Source organism: Streptomyces omiyaensis, assembly GCF_014650895.1.
Classification (GTDB): domain Bacteria; phylum Actinomycetota; class Actinomycetes; order Streptomycetales; family Streptomycetaceae; genus Streptomyces; species Streptomyces omiyaensis.
Map to the genome: position 1 here is coordinate 1 of NZ_BMVV01000022.1, position 17,619 is coordinate 17,619.

Sequence of the window (17,619 nt, forward strand, 5' to 3'; positions counted from 1 at the left end):
GATGGTACTGCAGGGGGGACCCTGTGGGAGAGTAGGACACCGCCGAACAATTTTTAGCCTCAACCCCCGGACCATGTCCGGGGGTTGAGGCATTTCTGCGTTCAGGGCCGGGCCTAGGCTGGACGCATGCGCTACGACCTGGTCATCTTCGACAACGACGGCGTGCTCGTCGACAGCGAGCCGCTCTCCAACCGGCTGCTCGCCGGCTATCTCACCGAGCTCGGGCATCCCACCACGTACGAGGACTCGCTCCGCGACTACATGGGGGCCGCCATGCACCGGGTGCACGACCTCGTCTGGGAACGGACCGGGGAGCGGTTGCCGGAGGACTTCGACGACGTCTTCCACGCGCGGGTCTTCGCCGCGTTCCGGGCCGAACTCGAGCCGGTGCGGGGAGCGGTGGGGGTGCTCGAGCGGCTGGCGGCCGAGGGCGTTCCGTACTGCGTGGCCTCCTCCGGAAGCCACGAGCGGATCCGGGTCGGACACCACAAGACCGGGCTCGACGCCTGGTTCCCCGAGGACGTCGTCTTCAGCGCCGAGGACGTGGGCCGGGGGAAGCCGGCGCCCGACCTCTTCCTCCACGCGGCCGCCCGGCGGGGCGTCCGGCCCGAGCGGTGCGCCGTCGTCGAGGACAGCCGGCTCGGCGTGCAGGCCGCCGTGGCGGCCGGGATGGACGTGTACGGGTTCACGGCGATGACCCCCGAGGAGCGGCTCGCGGGAGCCCGGGGCTTCTTCTCGCGGATGGACGAGCTGCCCGGCATGTTGGGTCTGTGATCCATCTACCCATCGGTAGGCGACGGCCCTACGCTGTGCCGCCATGACCGATGCGCGGCTGCGGCGGGGGCGGTCCTCCCTGGCCCTCAGTTTCCTCGTCCAGGGCGTGGCCTTCGCCCTGCTCGTGACCCGGATACCCGGGATCCAGGACCGGTACGGGATATCCGACGGGCTCCTGCCCCTCTTCCTGGCCGCCGTGCCGATCCTCGCGGGCGTGGCGAGCGTGGCGACCGAGAAGGTCGTCGCCCGGGTGGCGCCCTCGCGGGTGCTGCGGTGGTCCCAGCCCGTCGTCCTGCTGGCGCTGCTGGGCGTGGGCGCGGGGGACGAGCTGTGGATGGCGGCCGTGGCGCTGGGCGTGTTCGGTCTCGCCGTCGGCGCGCTCGACGCCTCCATGAACATGCTGGGGGTCAGCCTCCAGCGGGCGTACGGGCGGAGCATCATGCTCGGCTTCCACGCCGCGTACAGCCTCGGCGGGATCGCCGGGGCCTCGCTGGCCTGGGCGGGGGCGCACTGGCACCTGTCGCTGTTCTGGTCCTACCTGCCGGTGGTCGTGGTGCTGGCGCCGGCGGCGTTCCTGGGCAGCCGGCGGTACGTGGACGCCGGGACGGCCCCGGACGGGAGCCCGGGGGCGAAGGGCGGCACGCCGGTGTTCCGGCTGCTGCTGCCGCTGTGCCTGGTGATGACCTTCGCGTACATCGGGGACTCGACCGTCTCCAACTGGTCGGCGAAGTACCTCCAGGACGTGCTCGGCAGCTCGGAGGCGGCGGCGACCGTCCCCTACAACGCGTACATGGTGACCACGCTGATCGGGCGGTCCGTGGGCGACCTCGGGGTGCGCCACCTCGGGGCGTCGGCGGTCGTGCGGGCCGGAGCGGTGCTCGCGGCGTGCGGCTTCGCGCTGGTGGCGGTGGCGCAGTCGGCGTGGGTGGGGATCGCGGCCTTCACGGTGCTGGGGCTCGGGCTGAGCGTGATCGTGCCGCAGACCTTCGCGGCGGCGGGACGGCTCTTCCCCGGAAACAGCGACGCCGCCGTCGCCCGGCTCAACGTCTTCAACTACGTCGGCTTCCTCGTCGGCTCCCCCCTGGTGGGGGCGCTCGGGGACGCGTGGAGCTACCGCGGGGCGATGCTGGTGCCGATGGTGCTCGTCCTGGTGACGGTGGTGTATGCCACGTCGTTCGGGGCGAGGGAGGCCCGATACGGTGGCGGGCATGAGCGGCCGCGCACTGTTGATGTGGGATGAAGCTGTCACGGGGTACGACTTCGGGCCCCAGCACCCGATGGACCCGGTGCGGCTCGCGCTGACCATGGGGCTGGTCCGGGCCTTCGGGCTCGACCGGGCGGTGGACGTGGTGGCGGCCAAGCCGGCCGGCGATTCGACGCTGCGGCTGGTGCACCGCGAGGACTACGTGGCCGCGGTGAAGGCGGCCTCGGCCGACCCGCGCCACGCCGACCAGGCGTACGGGCTCGGGACCGTCGACGATCCGGCGTTCGCGGGGATGCACGAGGCCTCCGCGCTGATCGCCGGGCAGTCGGTGGCGGCGGCGGAGGCCGTGTGGCGGGGCGAGGCGGAGCACGCGGTGAACTTCGCCGGCGGGCTGCACCACGCGATGCCGGGCGGGGCGGCCGGGTTCTGCATCTACAACGACGCCTCGCTGGCCATCGCCCGGCTCCTCGAACTGGGCGTGGAGCGGGTCGCGTACGTCGACGTCGACGTGCACCACGGGGACGGGGTCCAGGCGGCGTTCTGGGAGGACCCGCGGGTCCTGACGGTCTCGCTGCACGAGCATCCGCGGACGCTGTTCCCGCAGACCGGCTGGCCGGAGGAGACCGGAGCGGCCGGGCCCGGCGAGGGCGGCGCGGTGAACGTGGCGCTGCCGGCCGGCACCGGGGACGCGGGATGGCTGCGGGCCTTCCACGCGGTGGTGCCCGAGCTCCTGGCCGACTTCCGGCCGCAGGTGCTGGTGACCCAGCACGGGGCGGACACCCACTTCGACGACCCGCTGGCGCACCTGGCGGTCTCGCTGGACGCCCAGCGGGCCGTGCAGGAGGCGTGCCACGAGCTGGCGCACGCCTGCGCCGACGGGCGGTGGCTCGCGCTGGGCGGCGGCGGGTACGCGGTCGTCGACGTCGTCCCGCGGTCGTGGACGCACCTGGTGGGGATCGCGGCGCACGCCCCCGTGGCACCGGAGACGGTCGTCCCGTCCTCGTGGCGGGACGAGGTGTACGCGCGGACGCGGCAGCTGGGGCCCGGGCGGATGACCGACGGGCGGTGGCCGGTGGACTTCCGCGCGTGGACGGCGGGGTACGACCCCGCGGACCGGCTGGACCAGGCGGTGCTCGCGACCCGCAGGGCCGCCTTCCCGCTGCGCGGACTGCTCGCCTGATCACCGGCCCTGTTACGCCAACTGTGCGGTGAACAACTGGTTCTGACGCTCCGACAGGATGAATCGGGCAGCATCGGGAGGGTGTTGAGTACCGGGGCGCTGCGGGCGCATCTGTTGGCGGCGGGGTTGGCGGGGATCGTGGCGACCTCGCGGGAGGAGAGTCTGCGGAGCTATCGGCTCTTCGCGGCGCGGGATCCCCGGGTGACGCTCGGGCTGGTGCCGGCCGGCGGCTGGGACGAGTCCGAGCTGCTGCGGCTGATGGCGGACAAGTGCGGGGTGTCGGCGGATCCGGCGCACCGCTCGGGGCCGGACGTGATCGATCCCGAGCGGACGCTGCGGGGCCTCGACGCCTTCGCGGGGCGGCTCGCGGCGGCGGCGGCGCGGCGGGCCCCGGTGCTGCTCGGGACGGGGCATCCGCACCGGCTGCTCGGTTTCTACGCCGCTCTCGCAGACGCCCTCTCGGCGGCGGGATGTGACGTACTCACCCCGGCGCAGGGGCGATGTGTCGACATAACGACCCGGTTCGGTCTACGCACGTACCTCCTCGACTACGTACGCGGAGTCGCGTTCGTACGGGAGGCGGGGCCGTCGGAGAGTGGGCGTGAACCGGGGGCGCACTCCCATTCGGCGCTGCCGGTGCGGGCCGCTCTGGAGAGCGCCGCGGAGGCCGGCGGGCCGCTCCCGGAGCTGGTGGTCGGGGACCACGGCTGGGTCTGCGGCGCTGGTCAGCTGGGTATCGAGGCGATCGGGGTGGCCGACACGGACGATCCCGCGCTCTTCGTGGGGGAGGCCGAGGGCCAGGTGTCGGTGGCCGTACCGCTGGATGACGGAGTGCCCTCGGCGTACTACCGTCCCCTCACGCGCTATGTACTCAATCGAGCGTGTCTGTCACGGTAAACGGGCGATAGGGGCTCCTCTTCCCCACTCGTACCACCCGCCCCTAGTCTGATTCGTGAGCGTTCGACGACGAAGAGTCACCGGAGGGGAAGCCGGTGGGCGTCTCGGCGGAAGGTACAGGTGGGTCATGGCTGCTGGCGATCGGCCTCTCAACGAGGTCAAGTTCCTGACCGTGGCGGAAGTCGCCGCGGTGATGCGCGTGTCGAAGATGACCGTGTACCGCTTGGTGCACAGCGGTCATCTGCCGGCGATCCGGGTGGGCAGGTCCTTCCGGGTCCCGGAACAGGCGGTTCACGCGTACCTCAGGGAGTCGTACGTGGGGGTGGGGACCGCGTAACGGGCGCGCGGTCGTCCTGCGGCCGAACGGCCGGTGAGCTGCGTCCGGCCCTCGGATTACTCGTGCGGTGCCAGGGGCGGTAGGCTGACCCCTCGTAGGTCGTGTGGGCCCAGACGCCCCGCACCAGTGAGAAGAAGTGAGCGAGGGTAGTCGTGGGCTCTGTTATCAAGAAGCGGCGCAAGCGGATGGCCAAGAAGAAGCACCGCAAGCTGCTCAAGCGCACGCGCGTTCAGCGTCGCAACAAGAAGTAGTAGGCGGCGGTCGCGCGAGCGGCTCTCCGTGTGTGACACGACGTGGCCCTTCACCGTCATCGGTGGAGGGCCACGTTTTCATTGCGCCGAAATCCGCACGCGCTACGGTGGCGGCTACGGGAAGACGCCAGGAAGTTCGGACGGAAGGCGCTGATCTTGGGCAAGGTCGTGCTCGTCACGGGTGCAGCCCGGCATCTGGGGGGCCGTTTCGTGCGGCGGATCCAGCGGGACCCGGAGGTGGAGCGGGTGGTGGCCGTGGACGCGGTCGAGCCCGGGCATCCACTGGGGGCCGCCGAGTTCGTCCGGGCGGACATCCGCCGGCCGGCCATCGCCAAGGTGCTCGCGGAGCACGAGGTGGACACGGTGGTGCACCTCGACGTCACCGGGACGGCGCTGGGCGCCGGGGGCCGGACGTCGGTCAAGGAGACCAACGTCATCGGCACCATGCAGCTGCTCGGGGCCTGCCAGAAGTCGCCGAGGGTCGCCCGGCTGGTGGTGAAGTCCAGCACGACCGTCTACGGCTCCGCGCCCCGCGATCCGGCGGTCTTCACCGAGACGACCCCGGCGAAGTCGCTGCCGAGCGGTGGTTTCGCGAAGGACGCCGTGGAGGTCGAGGGGTACGTCCGGGGCTTCGCCCGGCGACGGCCGGACGTGGCGGTGTGCGTGCTGCGGTTCGCGAACATCCTGGGGCCCCGGGTGGACTCCCCGCTGACCGAGTACCTCTCGCTGCCGGTGATGCCGACGGTCCTGGGCTACGACCCGCGGCTCCAGTTCGTCCACGAGGACGACGTGATCGACGTCCTGGACCTGTCGGCGCGCGAGCCCCGCCGGGGGTCGCTGAACTGCGGGACCTTCAACGTGGCGGGCGACGGGGTGCTGCTGCTGTCGCAGTGCGCACGGCGGCTGGGGCGGCCCACGGTGCCGGTGCTGCTGCCCGCGGTGACCTGGGTGGGCACCGCGCTGCGGACGGTGGGGCTGACCGACTTCGCGCCCGAGCAGATCCGGCTCCTCACGCACGGCAGGGTCGTCTCGACCACGCAGATGCGGGAGGTCCTGGGCTTCCTGCCGCGGTACTCGACGGCGGGGGCGTTCGCGGACTTCGCGGCGAGCCGGGGCCCGGGGCTGCTGCCGCCGGAGACGCTCGCGGGAGCGGTGGACCGGCTGGCCGGCAGGGTCGCCCCGGGCGCCCGTCCGGTCGCCTCCGGCACGGTTCCCTCCCCTCCGACCCCTTCCGACGACGGTTCCTGAGGAGCGGCGACAGCGATGGCGGACGCCAAGGTGATTCCCTTCGACGACGACCGGTCGCGTGCCCGGCGGCGGCCCGGCCGGGCCGAGGAGCCGTCCGGCTCCGGGACCGGCGGCCCGGCGGCGGTACGGGCGCTGCCGGGCGCGCGGGAGGTGCCGGAGGAGGCGCGGACGGAGGCCTCCGGAGCCGAGGCCCCGGAGGCTCCTGAGGCCCCGGAGGACGGCGGTGCGGGGGCCGGGCCGGGCCGGGCGGCCTGGGAGCGGCGGCTCGCGGGCGGGCTGGCGTTCCTGCGGCGGCGGGTCACGGGCGAGTACGAGGTCGACGAGTTCGGTTACGACGCCGAGCTGACCGACCAGGTGCTGATGTCGATGCTGCGCCCGTTGTACGAGAAGTACTTCCGGGTGGAGGTGAAGGGCGTCGAGAACATCCCGGAGAAGGGCGGCGCGCTGATCGTCGCGAACCACTCCGGGACGCTGCCGCTGGACGGGCTGATGATGCAGGTGGCGGTGCACGACCACCACCCGGCGGGCCGGCACCTGCGGCTGCTCGCGGCGGATCTGGTCTTCGTGCTGCCGGTCGTCAACGAGCTGGCCCGGAAGGCGGGGCACACCCTGGCGTGCGCGGAGGACGCGGAGCGGCTGCTGCGGGCCGGGGAGGTCGTCGGCGTGATGCCGGAGGGCTTCAAGGGGATCGGGAAGCCGTTCTCGGAGCGGTACAAGCTCCAGCGGTTCGGGCGGGGCGGTTTCGTCTCCACGGCGCTGCGGGCGGGGGTGCCGATCGTGCCCTGCTCGATCGTGGGCGCCGAGGAGATATACCCGATGATCGGGAACGCGAAGACGCTGGCGCGTCTGCTGGGGCTGCCGTACGTGCCGGTGACGCCGACGTTTCCGTGGCTGGGGCCGCTGGGGATGCTGCCGCTGCCGACGAAGTGGACGATCCAGTTCGGCGAGCCGATCCCGACGGACTCCTATCCGCCGGAGGCGGCGGAGGACCCGATGCTGATGTTCAACCTGACGGACCAGGTGCGGGAGCAGATCCAGCACACGCTGTACAAGCTGCTGGTGCAGCGGAGGTCGGTGTTCTTCTAGTCCCCGCGACCGGTCCGGACGGCCGGGCATGGAAGAAGGGGCGCCCCCCGTCCGTGGGGGCGCCCCTTCTCCTTGTCAGCGAGCGTCCTCGCTGTCGATGCCGAGGCCTGGAAGGAGGCCCGGCAGGAGTGGCGGGATGGTGACGTCCGGGGGCGTGGGGGTCACCTGGCCGTCCTCCGGGGCGGTCGGCGCGCCCGTGGGGGACGGCAGGAGGCCGCCGGTGTTGCCCCCGAGGAGGCCGTCGTCCTCCGGCGAGATGGGGGTGGTCTCGGCGCCCGGGCTCGGGGTGGTGCCGGTGCCGGTGCCACCGCCGGTGCCACCCTGGGTGGTGCCGGAGGGGCGGGGTGTGGCGGTCGGGCGGCCGTCCTGGGCGGGGGTGCCCCGGGTGGCCGGGGGCTGCCGGGTGTCGGCGCCCGGCTGGTCCTGCCGGGCGGTGGGGCTGCTGGAGCCGCCGGGGTCGACCGCGCCCGTCTGGGGGGTGCGGGGCAGCATCGACTGGAGCGGCTCGACCTCCTGGTCTATGGCGTCGAAGACGCCGCTGACCTCTTCGCCGACGTCGGCGAGCTGGACGGGGAGGCGGTCGCGCAGGCCGTTCCAGGTGTCGCGGTGGGCCTGGGCGAAGGAGTTCAGCCGGGCCATGGGGGCGATCTCGCCGTCCCGGTCGTAGGCCTGGCGGAGCAGGCGGTGGCCTTCCTCGGCGTCGTGCTTCATGCCGCCGAGGGCGCGCCGGATCTCGCCGAGGGACTCGTGGTCGAGCTCGCCGGAGCGGGTGCGCTCCATGAGCCGGCGGGCCTCGCCGAGCCGGGTGGACGCCTGGTCGAGGTAGATGCCCCCGCGGTCGGCGTCGTCGTCGGCCATGCCGAGCTTGAGGTCCTCCATGCCCCGCTTGAGTCCGTAGAGCGAGTCACCGGGGAGGGCGTCGGAGCTGGCGGCGGCCACGCCGCCGAAGGCTCCGGCCGCCACGCCGACGGTGAGGCCACCGGCGGCGAGCCCCTTGGTCCAGCGGGACCGGGGGCGGAGCTTCCGTAGGGGGGATGCCCGGTGGGCGCCCCTGCCGGTCCGCTGCTCCGGGACGGCAGGCCCCGCGGCGGCCGTCCCCTGGGCGAACATCGCCTCCATGGCGGCGACGAGCTGGGCTCGCTGCACCACCTTGACCTCGGGGTCGAGCCCCGGCCTCGGCAGTTCGCCGAGACCGCTCGCCAAGGCCAACAGCCGTCCCTGGTCGCCCGTGTCGGCCGGGGCGTCGGGCCGGTCGGCCGTCTCGCCCTCGGGCGTCCGGTCCTCCAGGGCCTGGGCGAAGGCGTTCGCCCGCCGGTGCACGTTCGCGATCACTGGCGGCACCTCCTCTCGTCATGACGGTCGACTCCCCAAGGGGTCCGGAAGGTTGCCCTCCTTGAGCAGATCCACACGATCGAGTGAGTATCTGCGGGCAGGGCGTGACCACAGGGAGCCTGCATTTCGCACAACGAGCGGCGCGGCACTTGGGTTACGCGCGAAAGATGATCGGACCAGTGCGTCATCGAAGCGTCACCGACTGTGATGTGGGACGGGCAGTGGTGGCGTGGGGGGGAGGTGCGGGGATGAGGGGACAAGTGGTTTCACGGGGAAATCGGAGAGGGCCGGGGCCGGGGACGGGCCGGGGGACGGGAGGAGCGGGGACGGGGGAGCGGCGGCGGTCGGCTTCGGTTCCGGGTTCGGGCTCGGTTCCTGGTCCGGTTCCGGGTTCGGGTTCGGCTGCGGGGCCCGGGGCTAGCGGGCGTCCTCGGGAAGGAGCCGGGCCAGGGTGCGGACGGCCCGGTACTGGAGGGTCTTGATGGCGCCCTCGTTCTTCCCCATGACCCGTGCGGTCTCGGCGACCGAGAGGCCCTGGAGGAAGCGGAGGGTGACGCACTCCTGCTGCTGGGGATTGAGACGCCGGACGGCGTCGAGCAGCGCGGCGTTGGAGAGGGACTCGAGGACGGAGTCCTCCGGGCTGCGCTCCACCTCGTTGGCGTCGAGCATCTCGCCGGTGGTGACCTCCAGCCGGAAGCGGCTGGACTTGAAGTGGTCGGCCACCAGATTGCGGGCGATGGTGACGAGCCAGGCGCCGAAGTCCCGGCCCTGCCAGGTGAAGGTGGAGATCCGGCGCAGGGCGCGCAGGAAGGTCTCGCTGGTGAGATCCTCCGCCGTCGCCTTCCCGCCGACGCGGTAGTAGATGTAGCGGTAGACGGTGTCGCTGTACTGGTCGTACAGGCGGCCGAAAGCCTCCGCCTCGCCGGCCTGGGCGCGCTCGACCAGGTCCATCATGCGGGCGCTGTCGCTGTCGGCGGTGGGGCGTCGGGCGGTGGTCGGGCTTCCGGCACCGCCGCGCGCGCCTCGTCTGCCGACGGCGGCGCCGCCGTCGGCCAGGGCATAGCAAGGCCCGACAGGTGCCGGCGCGGCGAAGGCGAAGGCGGGGGCAGGACCGACGTACGCGGTGGGGACGAAGCCACGCAAGTGGTCGAGGACCGTTGCGCGCAGCGTAGCCAGGCCCGAGGCGTCAACCCCGACGTGTGGGTACACGGGACTCCCAGAGGCAGAGCTTCCATCACGTGCAGTGCGGATCCGTTCACTCGTCGTGGCGACGGGAGGGTTCCGCTGTGCGTCTGAGGAGAATAACGCTTCGTACAGGCAGCGCTACACCCAGTTGCCTAAATCATCGATTACGTCGCTTCGGTTATAGATTGCCGACGGATCAAGTCGCAGTTGGTGACCGGTTATTGATCGAGTGACTTCCGAGTGTGACTGCGTCGGCGTTGCGTTGTGCTCATGTGCGGTAGAGGGGAGTGATCGGTGCCGCTCCTGGGTAAGGGCGTGGGAATGCCCGGGAGTCGAGGCGTGCGGGGGTGTTCGACCACGGACGGGTGAGCCCCCCTGGTCCGCGGTTGTCGCAGATGATCGCAGCCGAAACGTATCGGCACGGGCGTGGCGTGCCGGGAACGTCCGGGAGTTCGGGTACCGGCGCGGCGTCCCGCCGCCGGGCGGGCCGGGGTTCGGCCGGCGGCGGTGCCGAGGGGGCGGGGCGGGCCCGGGTCAGCGGCGGCGGCGGTGCAGGGCGACCGCGGCGGCGGTGCCGCCCGCGACGGCGCCGAGGCCGGCGGCGGCCGGGATGCCGATCTTGGCGGCCTTGCGGCCGGTCCGGTAGTCGCGCAGGCGCCACTCCCGGTCCCGGGCGTGCTTCCGCAGCTTGGTGTCCGGGTTGATCGCGTACGGGTGGCCGACGAGCGAGAGCATCGGGATGTCGTTGTGCGAGTCGCTGTACGCGGCGCAGCGGGCGAGGTCCAGGCCCTCCGCGGCGGCCAGCGCGCGGACCGCCTCGGCCTTGGCGGGGCCGTGCAGCAGCTCGCCGACCAGCCGGCCGGTGTAGACGCCGTCCACCGACTCGGCGACCGTGCCGAGCGCGCCGGTGAGTCCGAGGCGGCGGGCGATGATCGTGGCCGTCTCGACCGGGGCGGCCGTCACCAGCCAGACCTTCTGGCCGGCGTCGAGGTGGGCCTGGGCCAGGGCACGGGTGCCCGGCCAGATCCGGTCGGCCATGTACTCGTCGTAGATCTCCTCGCCGATCGACATCAGTTCGGAGACGCGGTGGCCCTTGACGATGGAGAGCGCGCTGTCGCGGGCCTCCTGCATGTGCGCCGGGTCCTCGACGCCGGCCAGCCGGAACCAGATCTGCGCCCAGGCGAAGCGGGCGAGTTCACGGCGCTGGAAGAACTTCCGCTTGTACAGGCCGCGGCCGAAGTGGAAGATCGCGGCGCCCTGCATGACGGTGTTGTCGAGGTCGAAGAAGGCGGCCGCCCGCACGTCGCCGGCGACCGGGAACTCGGGCTCCTCGGGCTCTGCTCCGGAGGCGCGCGCGGCCTCCAGGGCCGCGGCCTCCTCTCTCTCCCGTTCCAGCTGGAGCGAGGTCTTGCGGGCCGCCTCGGCGGCGGCCTCGCCTGCGAGGACGCTGCGCGCGGTGGCGGAGCGCCTACGGGGGGTGAGCCATCCCAGAGCGGCCATGTCTGGAGCATAGCCAGTCTGTTCGGTCCTTCCCGACTTGTGGGGATGCCGTCGTGTGAACAGTGCGGGTCACCGCCGTGGCCGGGCGGGACAATGGGCGGCATGTTCGGACGTGCGAAGAAGAAGGACGCGGCCAAGGACCCGGCCGCGCGGACCGTGACGCTGATCGGGAAGCCGGGGTGCCACCTCTGCGACGACGCCCGGGCGGTGATCGAGGCGGTGTGCGCCGAGACCGGGGCGCGCTGGGAGGAGCGGGACATCCTCCAGGACGAGGCGCTGTACAAGGAGTACTGGGAGCAGATTCCGGTCGTCCTGGTCGACGGCGAACAGCACACCTTCTGGCGGGTGGACGCGGAGCGGCTGCGGCGCGAACTGGGTGTGTGACCGAAAGCCGGTTACCATCGTGGACGTTTTGTTGGCATTCGGGGGCCACGTCGTGAGGAGTGTGTGCGGCTTTGCCCCCTTCGGGATCCCAACGCGTCGCACCGCGCGACGGTTCCACCGTGGCGGGAACCGGCCGCGTGACCCCGGTCACTTTGGCCGGACAAAACGGACACCATCTTTGTGCACGCGTTCACAAAGACATAGCCTGCATTCGACGGGGCGGTCTTGGGACGTATGGCCGCCTGCAGCCCCGCTCATCCCGCAGGAGCACCGTGGCAACTGGCCGAACTCACCGACCGGCGACCCGTAGCCGAGGAATTCCCGAGGCCACCGTCGCCCGCCTTCCGCTGTATCTGCGCGCCCTGACCGCGCTGTCGGAGCGCTCCGTACCCACGGTCTCCTCGGAGGAGCTCGCGGCCGCGGCCGGCGTCAACTCCGCGAAGCTGCGCAAGGACTTCAGCTACCTCGGCTCGTACGGCACCCGCGGTGTCGGGTACGACGTCGAGTACCTCGTCTACCAGATCTCCCGCGAGCTCGGCCTGACCCAGGACTGGCCCGTCGTGATCGTCGGCATCGGCAACCTCGGTGCCGCGCTCGCCGGATACGGAGGCTTCGCCTCCCGAGGCTTCCGCGTCGCCGCGCTCATCGACGCCGACCCCGCCATGACCGGCAAGCCGGTCGCCGGTATCCCGGTCCAGCACAGCGACGACCTGGAGAAGATCATCGCCGAGGACGGCGTCTCCATCGGCGTCATCGCGACCCCGGCCGGCGTCGCCCAGGCGGTCTGCGACCGCCTCGTCGCCGCCGGCGTCACCTCCATCCTCAACTTCGCCCCGACCGTGCTCTCCGTGCCCGACGGCGTCGACGTGCGCAAGGTGGACCTCTCCATCGAGCTGCAGATCCTCGCCTTCCACGAGCAGCGCAAGGCGGGCGAGGAGCCCGGCGAGGACGCCGCCCCGCAGGCCGCCGCGCCCGCGGCGCCGCCCGCCGCCCGCACCACCGCCCAGGGCGGCCGCAAGGGACCCGACGGGGACGTCCCCGCGGTGATGCCGGCATGAGCCTCCTCGTCGTCGGGCTGAGCCACCGCAGCGCACCCGTCTCCATCCTGGAGCGGGCCTCGCTGCCCTCGGACACCCAGGCCAAGCTCCTCCAGGACAGCCTCGCCGCCGAACCGGCCGCCGAGGCCACCGTCCTCGCCACCTGCAACCGCATCGAGCTCTACGCCGACGTGGACAAGTTCCACGCCGGCGTCGCCGAGCTCTCCACGCTCCTCGCCCAGCACAGCGGCGTCGGGCTGGAGGAGCTCACCCCCTACCTCTACGTGCACTACGAGGACCGGGCCGTCCACCACCTCTTCTCGGTGGCCTGCGGCCTGGACTCCATGGTCGTCGGCGAGGGCCAGATCCTCGGCCAGATCAAGGACGCCCTCGCCCTCGGCCAGGACCTGCACACCGCCGGCCGCCTCCTCAACGACCTCTTCCAGCAGGCCCTGCGGGTCGGCAAGCGCGCCCACAGCGAGACCGGCATCGACCGGGCCGGACAGTCGCTCGTCACCTTCGGCCTGGAGCAGCTGGCCCAGGACACCGAGGTCGAGGCCTGGGCGCGGGGCAAGCGCGCCCTCGTCATCGGCGCCGGCTCCATGTCCTCGCTGGCCGCCGCGACCCTCGCCCGCGCCGGGGTCGCCGAGATCGTCATCGCCAACCGCACCCTCGCCCGCGCCGAGCGGCTCGCCGAGATCCTCGCCGAGCCCGGTGGCACCGGGGTGGCCGCGCGCGCGGCCGAGATGGTTGCCGTCGGCGACGAACTGGGCCGGGCGGACATCGTCGTCTCCTGCACCGGAGCCACCGGCCTCGTCCTCTCCGGCGACACCGTCGAGGCCGCCGCCGAAGGCCGCGACGAGCCCCTGTACCTGCTCGACCTCGCCATGCCCCGCGACATCGACGCCGCCACCCACCGGATCCCCGGCACCCGGCTCGTCGACATCGAGTCGCTCGCCGACGCCTCCGCCGACGCCCCCATGGCCTCCGACGTCGACCACGTCCGCGGCATCGTCGCCGACGAGGTCGCCGCCTTCGGCGCCGCCCAGCGCGCCGCCCACATCACCCCCACCGTGGTCGCCCTGCGCACCATGGCCGCCGACGTGGTGGCCAGCGAGGTCGCCCGCCTCGAAGGCCGCCTCCCCGGCCTCGACGACAAGCAGCGCGCCGAGATCACCCAGACCGTGCGCCGCGTCGTCGACAAGCTCCTGCACGCGCCGACCGTGCGGGTCAAGCAGCTGGCCAGCGAGCCCGGCGGCGCCGGGTACGCGGACGCGCTGCGGACACTCTTCGACCTCGACCCGGAGACGGTTGCCTCCGTCTCCCGGGCCGACCTGAATGACGCCGACGTCAAGAACCGAGGGCGAGTATGACCGAGAGGGCACTGAGGCTCGGGACCAGGCGCAGCAAGCTCGCCATGGCCCAGTCCGGCCACGTGGCCGACGCGGTCCGGCAGCTGACCGGCCGGCCCGTCGAGCTCGTGGAGATCACCACGTACGGGGACACCTCCCGTGAGCACCTCGCGCAGATCGGCGGCACCGGCGTCTTCGTCGCCGCCCTGCGCGACGCGCTGCTCGCCGGCGAGGTCGACTTCGCCGTCCACTCCCTGAAGGACCTGCCGACCGCCCAGCACCCCGAGCTGGTGCTGGCCGCGATCCCGCGGCGCGAGGACCCGCGCGACGTCCTCATCGCGGGCGGGGGGCTCTCGCTCGACCGGCTGCCCGCGGGCGCCCGCGTCGGCACCGGCTCGCCGCGCCGCATGGCCCAGCTGCACGCGTACGCCCGCAGCCACGGCCTCGACCTCACCTGCGTCCCGATCCGGGGCAACGTCGACACCCGCGTCGGCTACGTCCGCAAGGGCGAGCTCGACGCCGTCGTCCTCGCCGCGGCCGGACTCAACCGCATCGGCGGCACCAAGGAACTCCTCGGCGGCCTGTCGGCCGAGCACCTGCCGGTCGACTCCGTCCTGCCCGCCCCCGGCCAGGGTGCCCTGGCCGTCGAATGCCCGGCGTCGAACACCGACCTCGTCGCCGCGCTCTCCGCTCTCGACGACCCGCGCACGCGGGCCGCCGTGACCGCTGAGCGATCCCTGCTCGCCGCCCTCGAGGCCGGCTGCAGCGCACCCGTGGGCGCGCTCGCCGACATCCTCGCCGACGGTCCCGGTCACGGGCAGGTTGTCACCGAAATGCGCCTGCGCGGCGTCGTCGGCACCACCGACGGCTCGACGCTGGTGCAGCTGTCCACCACCGGTCCCGTCCCCACCTCGCACGACGAGGCGGCGGCGCTCGGACGCGAGCTCGCGTCCGAGATGCTCGCCAAGGGTGCGGCCGGTCTTATGGGGGAGCGAGCACTTTGAGCCCCACCAGCCCGACCACCAGCCCCGTGTCCCCCGTCTTCGCGGGTCACGGCCACGTCACCTTCCTCGGCGCAGGCCCAGGCGACCCGGGACTCCTGACCCTCCGGGCCGTCGAGGCCCTGGGCGGAGCGGACGTCCTGATCGCCGAGCCGGAGGTTCTCGACGTCGTTCGCTGCCATGCGCGCGCGGGCGTGAGCACGCCTGAGCTGACGGTTGTTGACGAGGCGTCAACAGCCGCCGGTGTCCCCGTGTTGAGGGATGCGGCCAATCTTGTCATGGAGGCCGCGCGCGGCGGCAGGCGGGTCGTCCGTGCGGTGACCGGCGACCCCGGCCTCGACGGCAACGCCGGCGCCGAGATGCTGGCCTGCGCCGCCGCGGGCATCCCCTTCGAGGTGGTCCCCGGCGTCGCGACCGTGGTCGGCGTCCCCGCCTACGCCGGTGTGCCGCTCCGCGACGAGCAGGGCACCGACGTCCGCTTCGTCGACGCGCGGACCGCCGACGACCGGTGCTGGGCCGAGGTCGGCGCCTCCGACGGGACCGTCGTCGTGTCCACGTCGCTGGACGCGGTCGCCGCGGCCGCCGGTGAACTGGTGGCGGCGGGCCGTAAGCCGGACACCCCGCTCACCGTCACCATCGCCGGCACCACCACCCGCCAGCGGACCTGGAACGCCACCCTCGGGACGATCGCCCAGGTCTTCAAGCAGGGCAAGGTGCTCCCCTCGCCCGAGGGCCACCGGCCGGTCATAGCCGTGGTCGGCGAGCGCAGCGCCCCGGCGCAGCGCGACCAGCTCTCGTGGTTCGAGTCCAAGCCGCTCTTCGGCTGGCGGGTGCTCGTGCCGCGCACCAAGGAGCAGGCCGCGTCGCTCTCCGACCAGCTGCGCTCCTACGGCGCCGTGCCGCACGAGGTGCCGACCATCGCGGTCGAGCCGCCGCGGACCCCGCAGCAGATGGAGCGGGCCGTGAAGGGGCTCGTCACCGGACGGTACGAGTGGATCGCCTTCACCTCGGTCAACGCGGTCAAGGCCGTGCGGGAGAAGTTCGAGGAGTACGGGCTCGACGCCCGCGCCTTCGCCGGGATCAAGGTCGCGGCCGTGGGCGAGCAGACGGCCGCCGCGCTGGTCGACTTCGGCGTGAAGCCGGACCTCGTGCCGTCGGGCGAGCAGTCCGCCGCGGGCCTGCTGGAGGACTGGCCGCCGTACGACCCGGTCTTCGACCCGATCGACCGCGTCTTCCTGCCGCGCGCCGACATCGCGACCGAGACCCTCGTCGCCGGGCTGATCGAGCTGGGCTGGGAGGTCGACGACGTCACCGCCTACCGGACGGTGCGCGCGTCGCCGCCGCCGGCGGACACCCGCGAGGCGATCAAGGGCGGCGGTTTCGACGCGGTGCTCTTCACCTCGTCGTCGACCGTGCGGAACCTGGTCGGCATCGCCGGCAAGCCGCACAACGTGACCGTCATCGCCTGTATCGGGCCGGCGACGGCCAAGACGGCGGAGGAGCACGGGCTGCGGGTCGACGTGCTGTCCCCCGAGCCGTCCGTCCACAAGCTGGCCGAGGCGCTGGCGGAGTTCGGGCTGCGGCGCCGGGCGGCGGCGCTGGAGGCGGGCGACCCCGTGACGCGTCCGAGCGAGCGGCGCCCCGGAGCGCGGCGGCGGCGCACGACGTAACCCGCCCGAGCGGGCCGTCCCCTTTCCGGCGCGGGTCCCCTCCGGGGGGCCCGCGCCGTCCCGTCCGTGCCGGAGCGGCGTGCCCCGCGCCGGCAACACGCTGTCGGTAAGTGGGGGCCGGGGGCGGGCGTAGCCTCGGGGGATGAACTCGTATGGAAGCTTTCCGGGGGCGCGGCCACGACGGCTGCGGACGACGCCCGCCATGCGGCGGATGGTGGCCGAGACCCGCCTCGACCCGGCCGACCTGATCCTGCCCGCGTTCGTGCGCGAGGGCGTCGCCGAGCCCGTGCCGATCGGCGCGATGCCCGGCGTCGTCCAGCACACGCGGGACACCCTGCGGAAGGCCGCGGTGGAGGCCCTGGAGGCGGGCGTCTCCGGGATCATGCTCTTCGGCGTGCCCGAGGACGCCAGGAAGGACGGGCTCGGTACGGCCGGGACCGACCCGGACGGGATCCTCCAGGTCGCCATCCGGGACGTGCGGGCCGAGGTCGGCGACGAGCTCGTGATCATGTCCGACCTCTGCCTCGACGAGTACACCGACCACGGCCACTGCGGCGTCCTCGACGAGGACGGCCGGGTCGACAACGACGCCACCCTGGAGCGGTACGCCGAGATGGCGCAGGTCCAGGCCGACGCCGGCGTCCACGTCGTCGGACCCTCCGGGATGATGGACGGCCAGGTCGGGGTGGTCCGCGACGCGCTGGACACCATCGGCAAGGAGGACGTGTCGATCCTCGCGTACACCGCGAAGTACTCCTCCGCCTTCTACGGCCCCTTCCGCGAGGCCGTCGGCTCGTCGCTCCAGGGCGACCGCAAGACCTACCAGCAGGACCCCGCCAACCTGCGCGAGTCGATGCGCGAGCTGGCGCTGGACCTGGAGGAGGGCGCGGACATGGTGATGGTGAAGCCGGCCGGACCCTACCTGGACGTGCTCGCGGAGGTCGCCCGGACCGTCGACGTCCCCGTCGCCGCGTACCAGATCAGCGGCGAGTACGCGATGGTCGAGGCCGCCGCCGAGAAGGGCTGGATCGACCGCGACAAGGCGATCATGGAGACCCTCACCGGCATCCGCCGGGCCGGCGCGCAGATGATCCTCACCTACTGGGCCACCGAGGTCGCGCAGAAGCTGTCCGCCGGACGCCGGTAGGCCGGTGGCCGGTGGCGGCGGGCCGTTGGGCGGG

Annotated in this window: 17 protein-coding genes; 14 read left to right on the forward strand and 3 right to left on the reverse strand. The window is 72.9% G+C overall.

Going from position 1 to position 17,619, the window contains the following annotated elements; translation table 11 throughout:
- The first annotated feature begins 126 nt into the window (after positions 1–126).
- The 8 genes from IE287_RS28470 to IE287_RS28505 all read left to right on the forward strand — a co-directional run bounded on the left by IE287_RS28470 (position 127) and on the right by IE287_RS28505 (position 6,977).
- Positions 127–774: an HAD family hydrolase gene (locus IE287_RS28470; protein ID WP_189852089.1), complete on the forward strand. Its 648-nt coding sequence runs from the start codon at positions 127–129 to the stop codon at positions 772–774.
- A 43-nt stretch (positions 775–817) separates the two neighbouring features.
- Positions 818–2,014: an MFS transporter gene (locus IE287_RS28475; protein ID WP_189852090.1), complete on the forward strand. Its 1,197-nt coding sequence runs from the start codon at positions 818–820 to the stop codon at positions 2,012–2,014.
- On the forward strand, positions 1,983–3,158 hold the full coding sequence (locus IE287_RS28480) for an acetoin utilization protein AcuC (RefSeq protein ID WP_189852091.1): 1,176 nt from the start codon (positions 1,983–1,985) through the stop codon (positions 3,156–3,158). The genes IE287_RS28475 and IE287_RS28480 overlap by 32 nt, the downstream gene beginning before the upstream one ends.
- An 81-nt stretch (positions 3,159–3,239) precedes the next feature.
- Positions 3,240–4,055, forward strand: coding sequence for a phosphatase (locus IE287_RS28485; RefSeq protein ID WP_189852092.1), 816 nt, complete (start codon positions 3,240–3,242; stop codon positions 4,053–4,055).
- Positions 4,056–4,182: 127 nt separating this feature from the next.
- Positions 4,183–4,392, forward strand: coding sequence for a helix-turn-helix domain-containing protein (locus IE287_RS28490; RefSeq protein ID WP_030495139.1), 210 nt, complete (start codon positions 4,183–4,185; stop codon positions 4,390–4,392).
- Between the two features lie 152 nt (positions 4,393–4,544).
- Positions 4,545–4,643: a 30S ribosomal protein bS22 gene (locus IE287_RS28495; protein WP_003948845.1), complete on the forward strand. Its 99-nt coding sequence runs from the start codon at positions 4,545–4,547 to the stop codon at positions 4,641–4,643.
- 156 nt (positions 4,644–4,799) lie between these two features.
- The gene (locus tag IE287_RS28500; protein ID WP_189852093.1) at positions 4,800–5,891 is read left to right on the forward strand and encodes an NAD-dependent epimerase/dehydratase family protein; all 1,092 of its coding nucleotides are present in this window, start codon (positions 4,800–4,802) and stop codon (positions 5,889–5,891) included.
- Positions 5,892–5,906: 15 nt separating this feature from the next.
- Complete coding sequence (locus IE287_RS28505; protein ID WP_189852094.1) at positions 5,907–6,977, forward strand: lysophospholipid acyltransferase family protein; 1,071 nt, start codon at positions 5,907–5,909, stop codon at positions 6,975–6,977.
- A gap of 75 nt (positions 6,978–7,052) precedes the next feature.
- Here IE287_RS28505 and IE287_RS28510 read toward each other — a convergent pair whose 3' ends face one another.
- The 3 genes from IE287_RS28510 to IE287_RS28520 all read right to left on the reverse strand — a co-directional run bounded on the left by IE287_RS28510 (position 7,053) and on the right by IE287_RS28520 (position 10,994).
- Entirely contained in the window at positions 7,053–8,309 is a 1,257-nt protein-coding gene (locus IE287_RS28510; protein ID WP_189852095.1) for a DUF5667 domain-containing protein, read from the reverse strand.
- A gap of 417 nt (positions 8,310–8,726) precedes the next feature.
- Positions 8,727–9,518, reverse strand: coding sequence for an ECF subfamily RNA polymerase sigma factor, BldN family (locus tag IE287_RS28515; RefSeq protein ID WP_189852096.1), 792 nt, complete (start codon positions 9,516–9,518; stop codon positions 8,727–8,729).
- Between the two features lie 510 nt (positions 9,519–10,028).
- Positions 10,029–10,994 (reverse strand): HAD family hydrolase, encoded by a 966-nt coding sequence (locus IE287_RS28520; protein WP_189852097.1) that lies wholly within the window; start codon positions 10,992–10,994, stop codon positions 10,029–10,031.
- Positions 10,995–11,087: 93 nt separating this feature from the next.
- On the opposite strand from IE287_RS28520, the gene IE287_RS28525 reads away from it, so the two are divergent.
- The 6 genes from IE287_RS28525 to hemB all read left to right on the forward strand — a co-directional run bounded on the left by IE287_RS28525 (position 11,088) and on the right by hemB (position 17,585).
- A complete protein-coding gene (locus IE287_RS28525; protein ID WP_189852098.1) occupies positions 11,088–11,378 on the forward strand; it encodes a glutaredoxin family protein in 291 nt (96 codons plus the stop codon).
- Between the two features lie 272 nt (positions 11,379–11,650).
- Positions 11,651–12,436, forward strand: a complete 786-nt coding sequence (locus tag IE287_RS28530) for a redox-sensing transcriptional repressor Rex (protein ID WP_189852099.1) — start codon at positions 11,651–11,653, stop codon at positions 12,434–12,436.
- Positions 12,433–13,788 (forward strand): glutamyl-tRNA reductase, encoded by a 1,356-nt coding sequence (locus IE287_RS28535; RefSeq protein WP_189852100.1) that lies wholly within the window; start codon positions 12,433–12,435, stop codon positions 13,786–13,788. Before IE287_RS28530 ends, IE287_RS28535 begins: the two co-directional genes overlap by 4 nt.
- Complete coding sequence (hemC, locus tag IE287_RS28540) at positions 13,785–14,771, forward strand: hydroxymethylbilane synthase (RefSeq protein WP_189852101.1); 987 nt, start codon at positions 13,785–13,787, stop codon at positions 14,769–14,771. The genes IE287_RS28535 and hemC overlap by 4 nt, the downstream gene beginning before the upstream one ends.
- A complete protein-coding gene (locus IE287_RS28545; protein WP_189852102.1) occupies positions 14,768–16,438 on the forward strand; it encodes a bifunctional uroporphyrinogen-III C-methyltransferase/uroporphyrinogen-III synthase in 1,671 nt (556 codons plus the stop codon). The genes hemC and IE287_RS28545 overlap by 4 nt, the downstream gene beginning before the upstream one ends.
- 142 nt (positions 16,439–16,580) lie before the next feature.
- A complete protein-coding gene (gene hemB, locus IE287_RS28550) occupies positions 16,581–17,585 on the forward strand; it encodes a porphobilinogen synthase (protein WP_189852103.1) in 1,005 nt (334 codons plus the stop codon).
- The last annotated feature ends 34 nt before the right edge of the window (positions 17,586–17,619 follow it).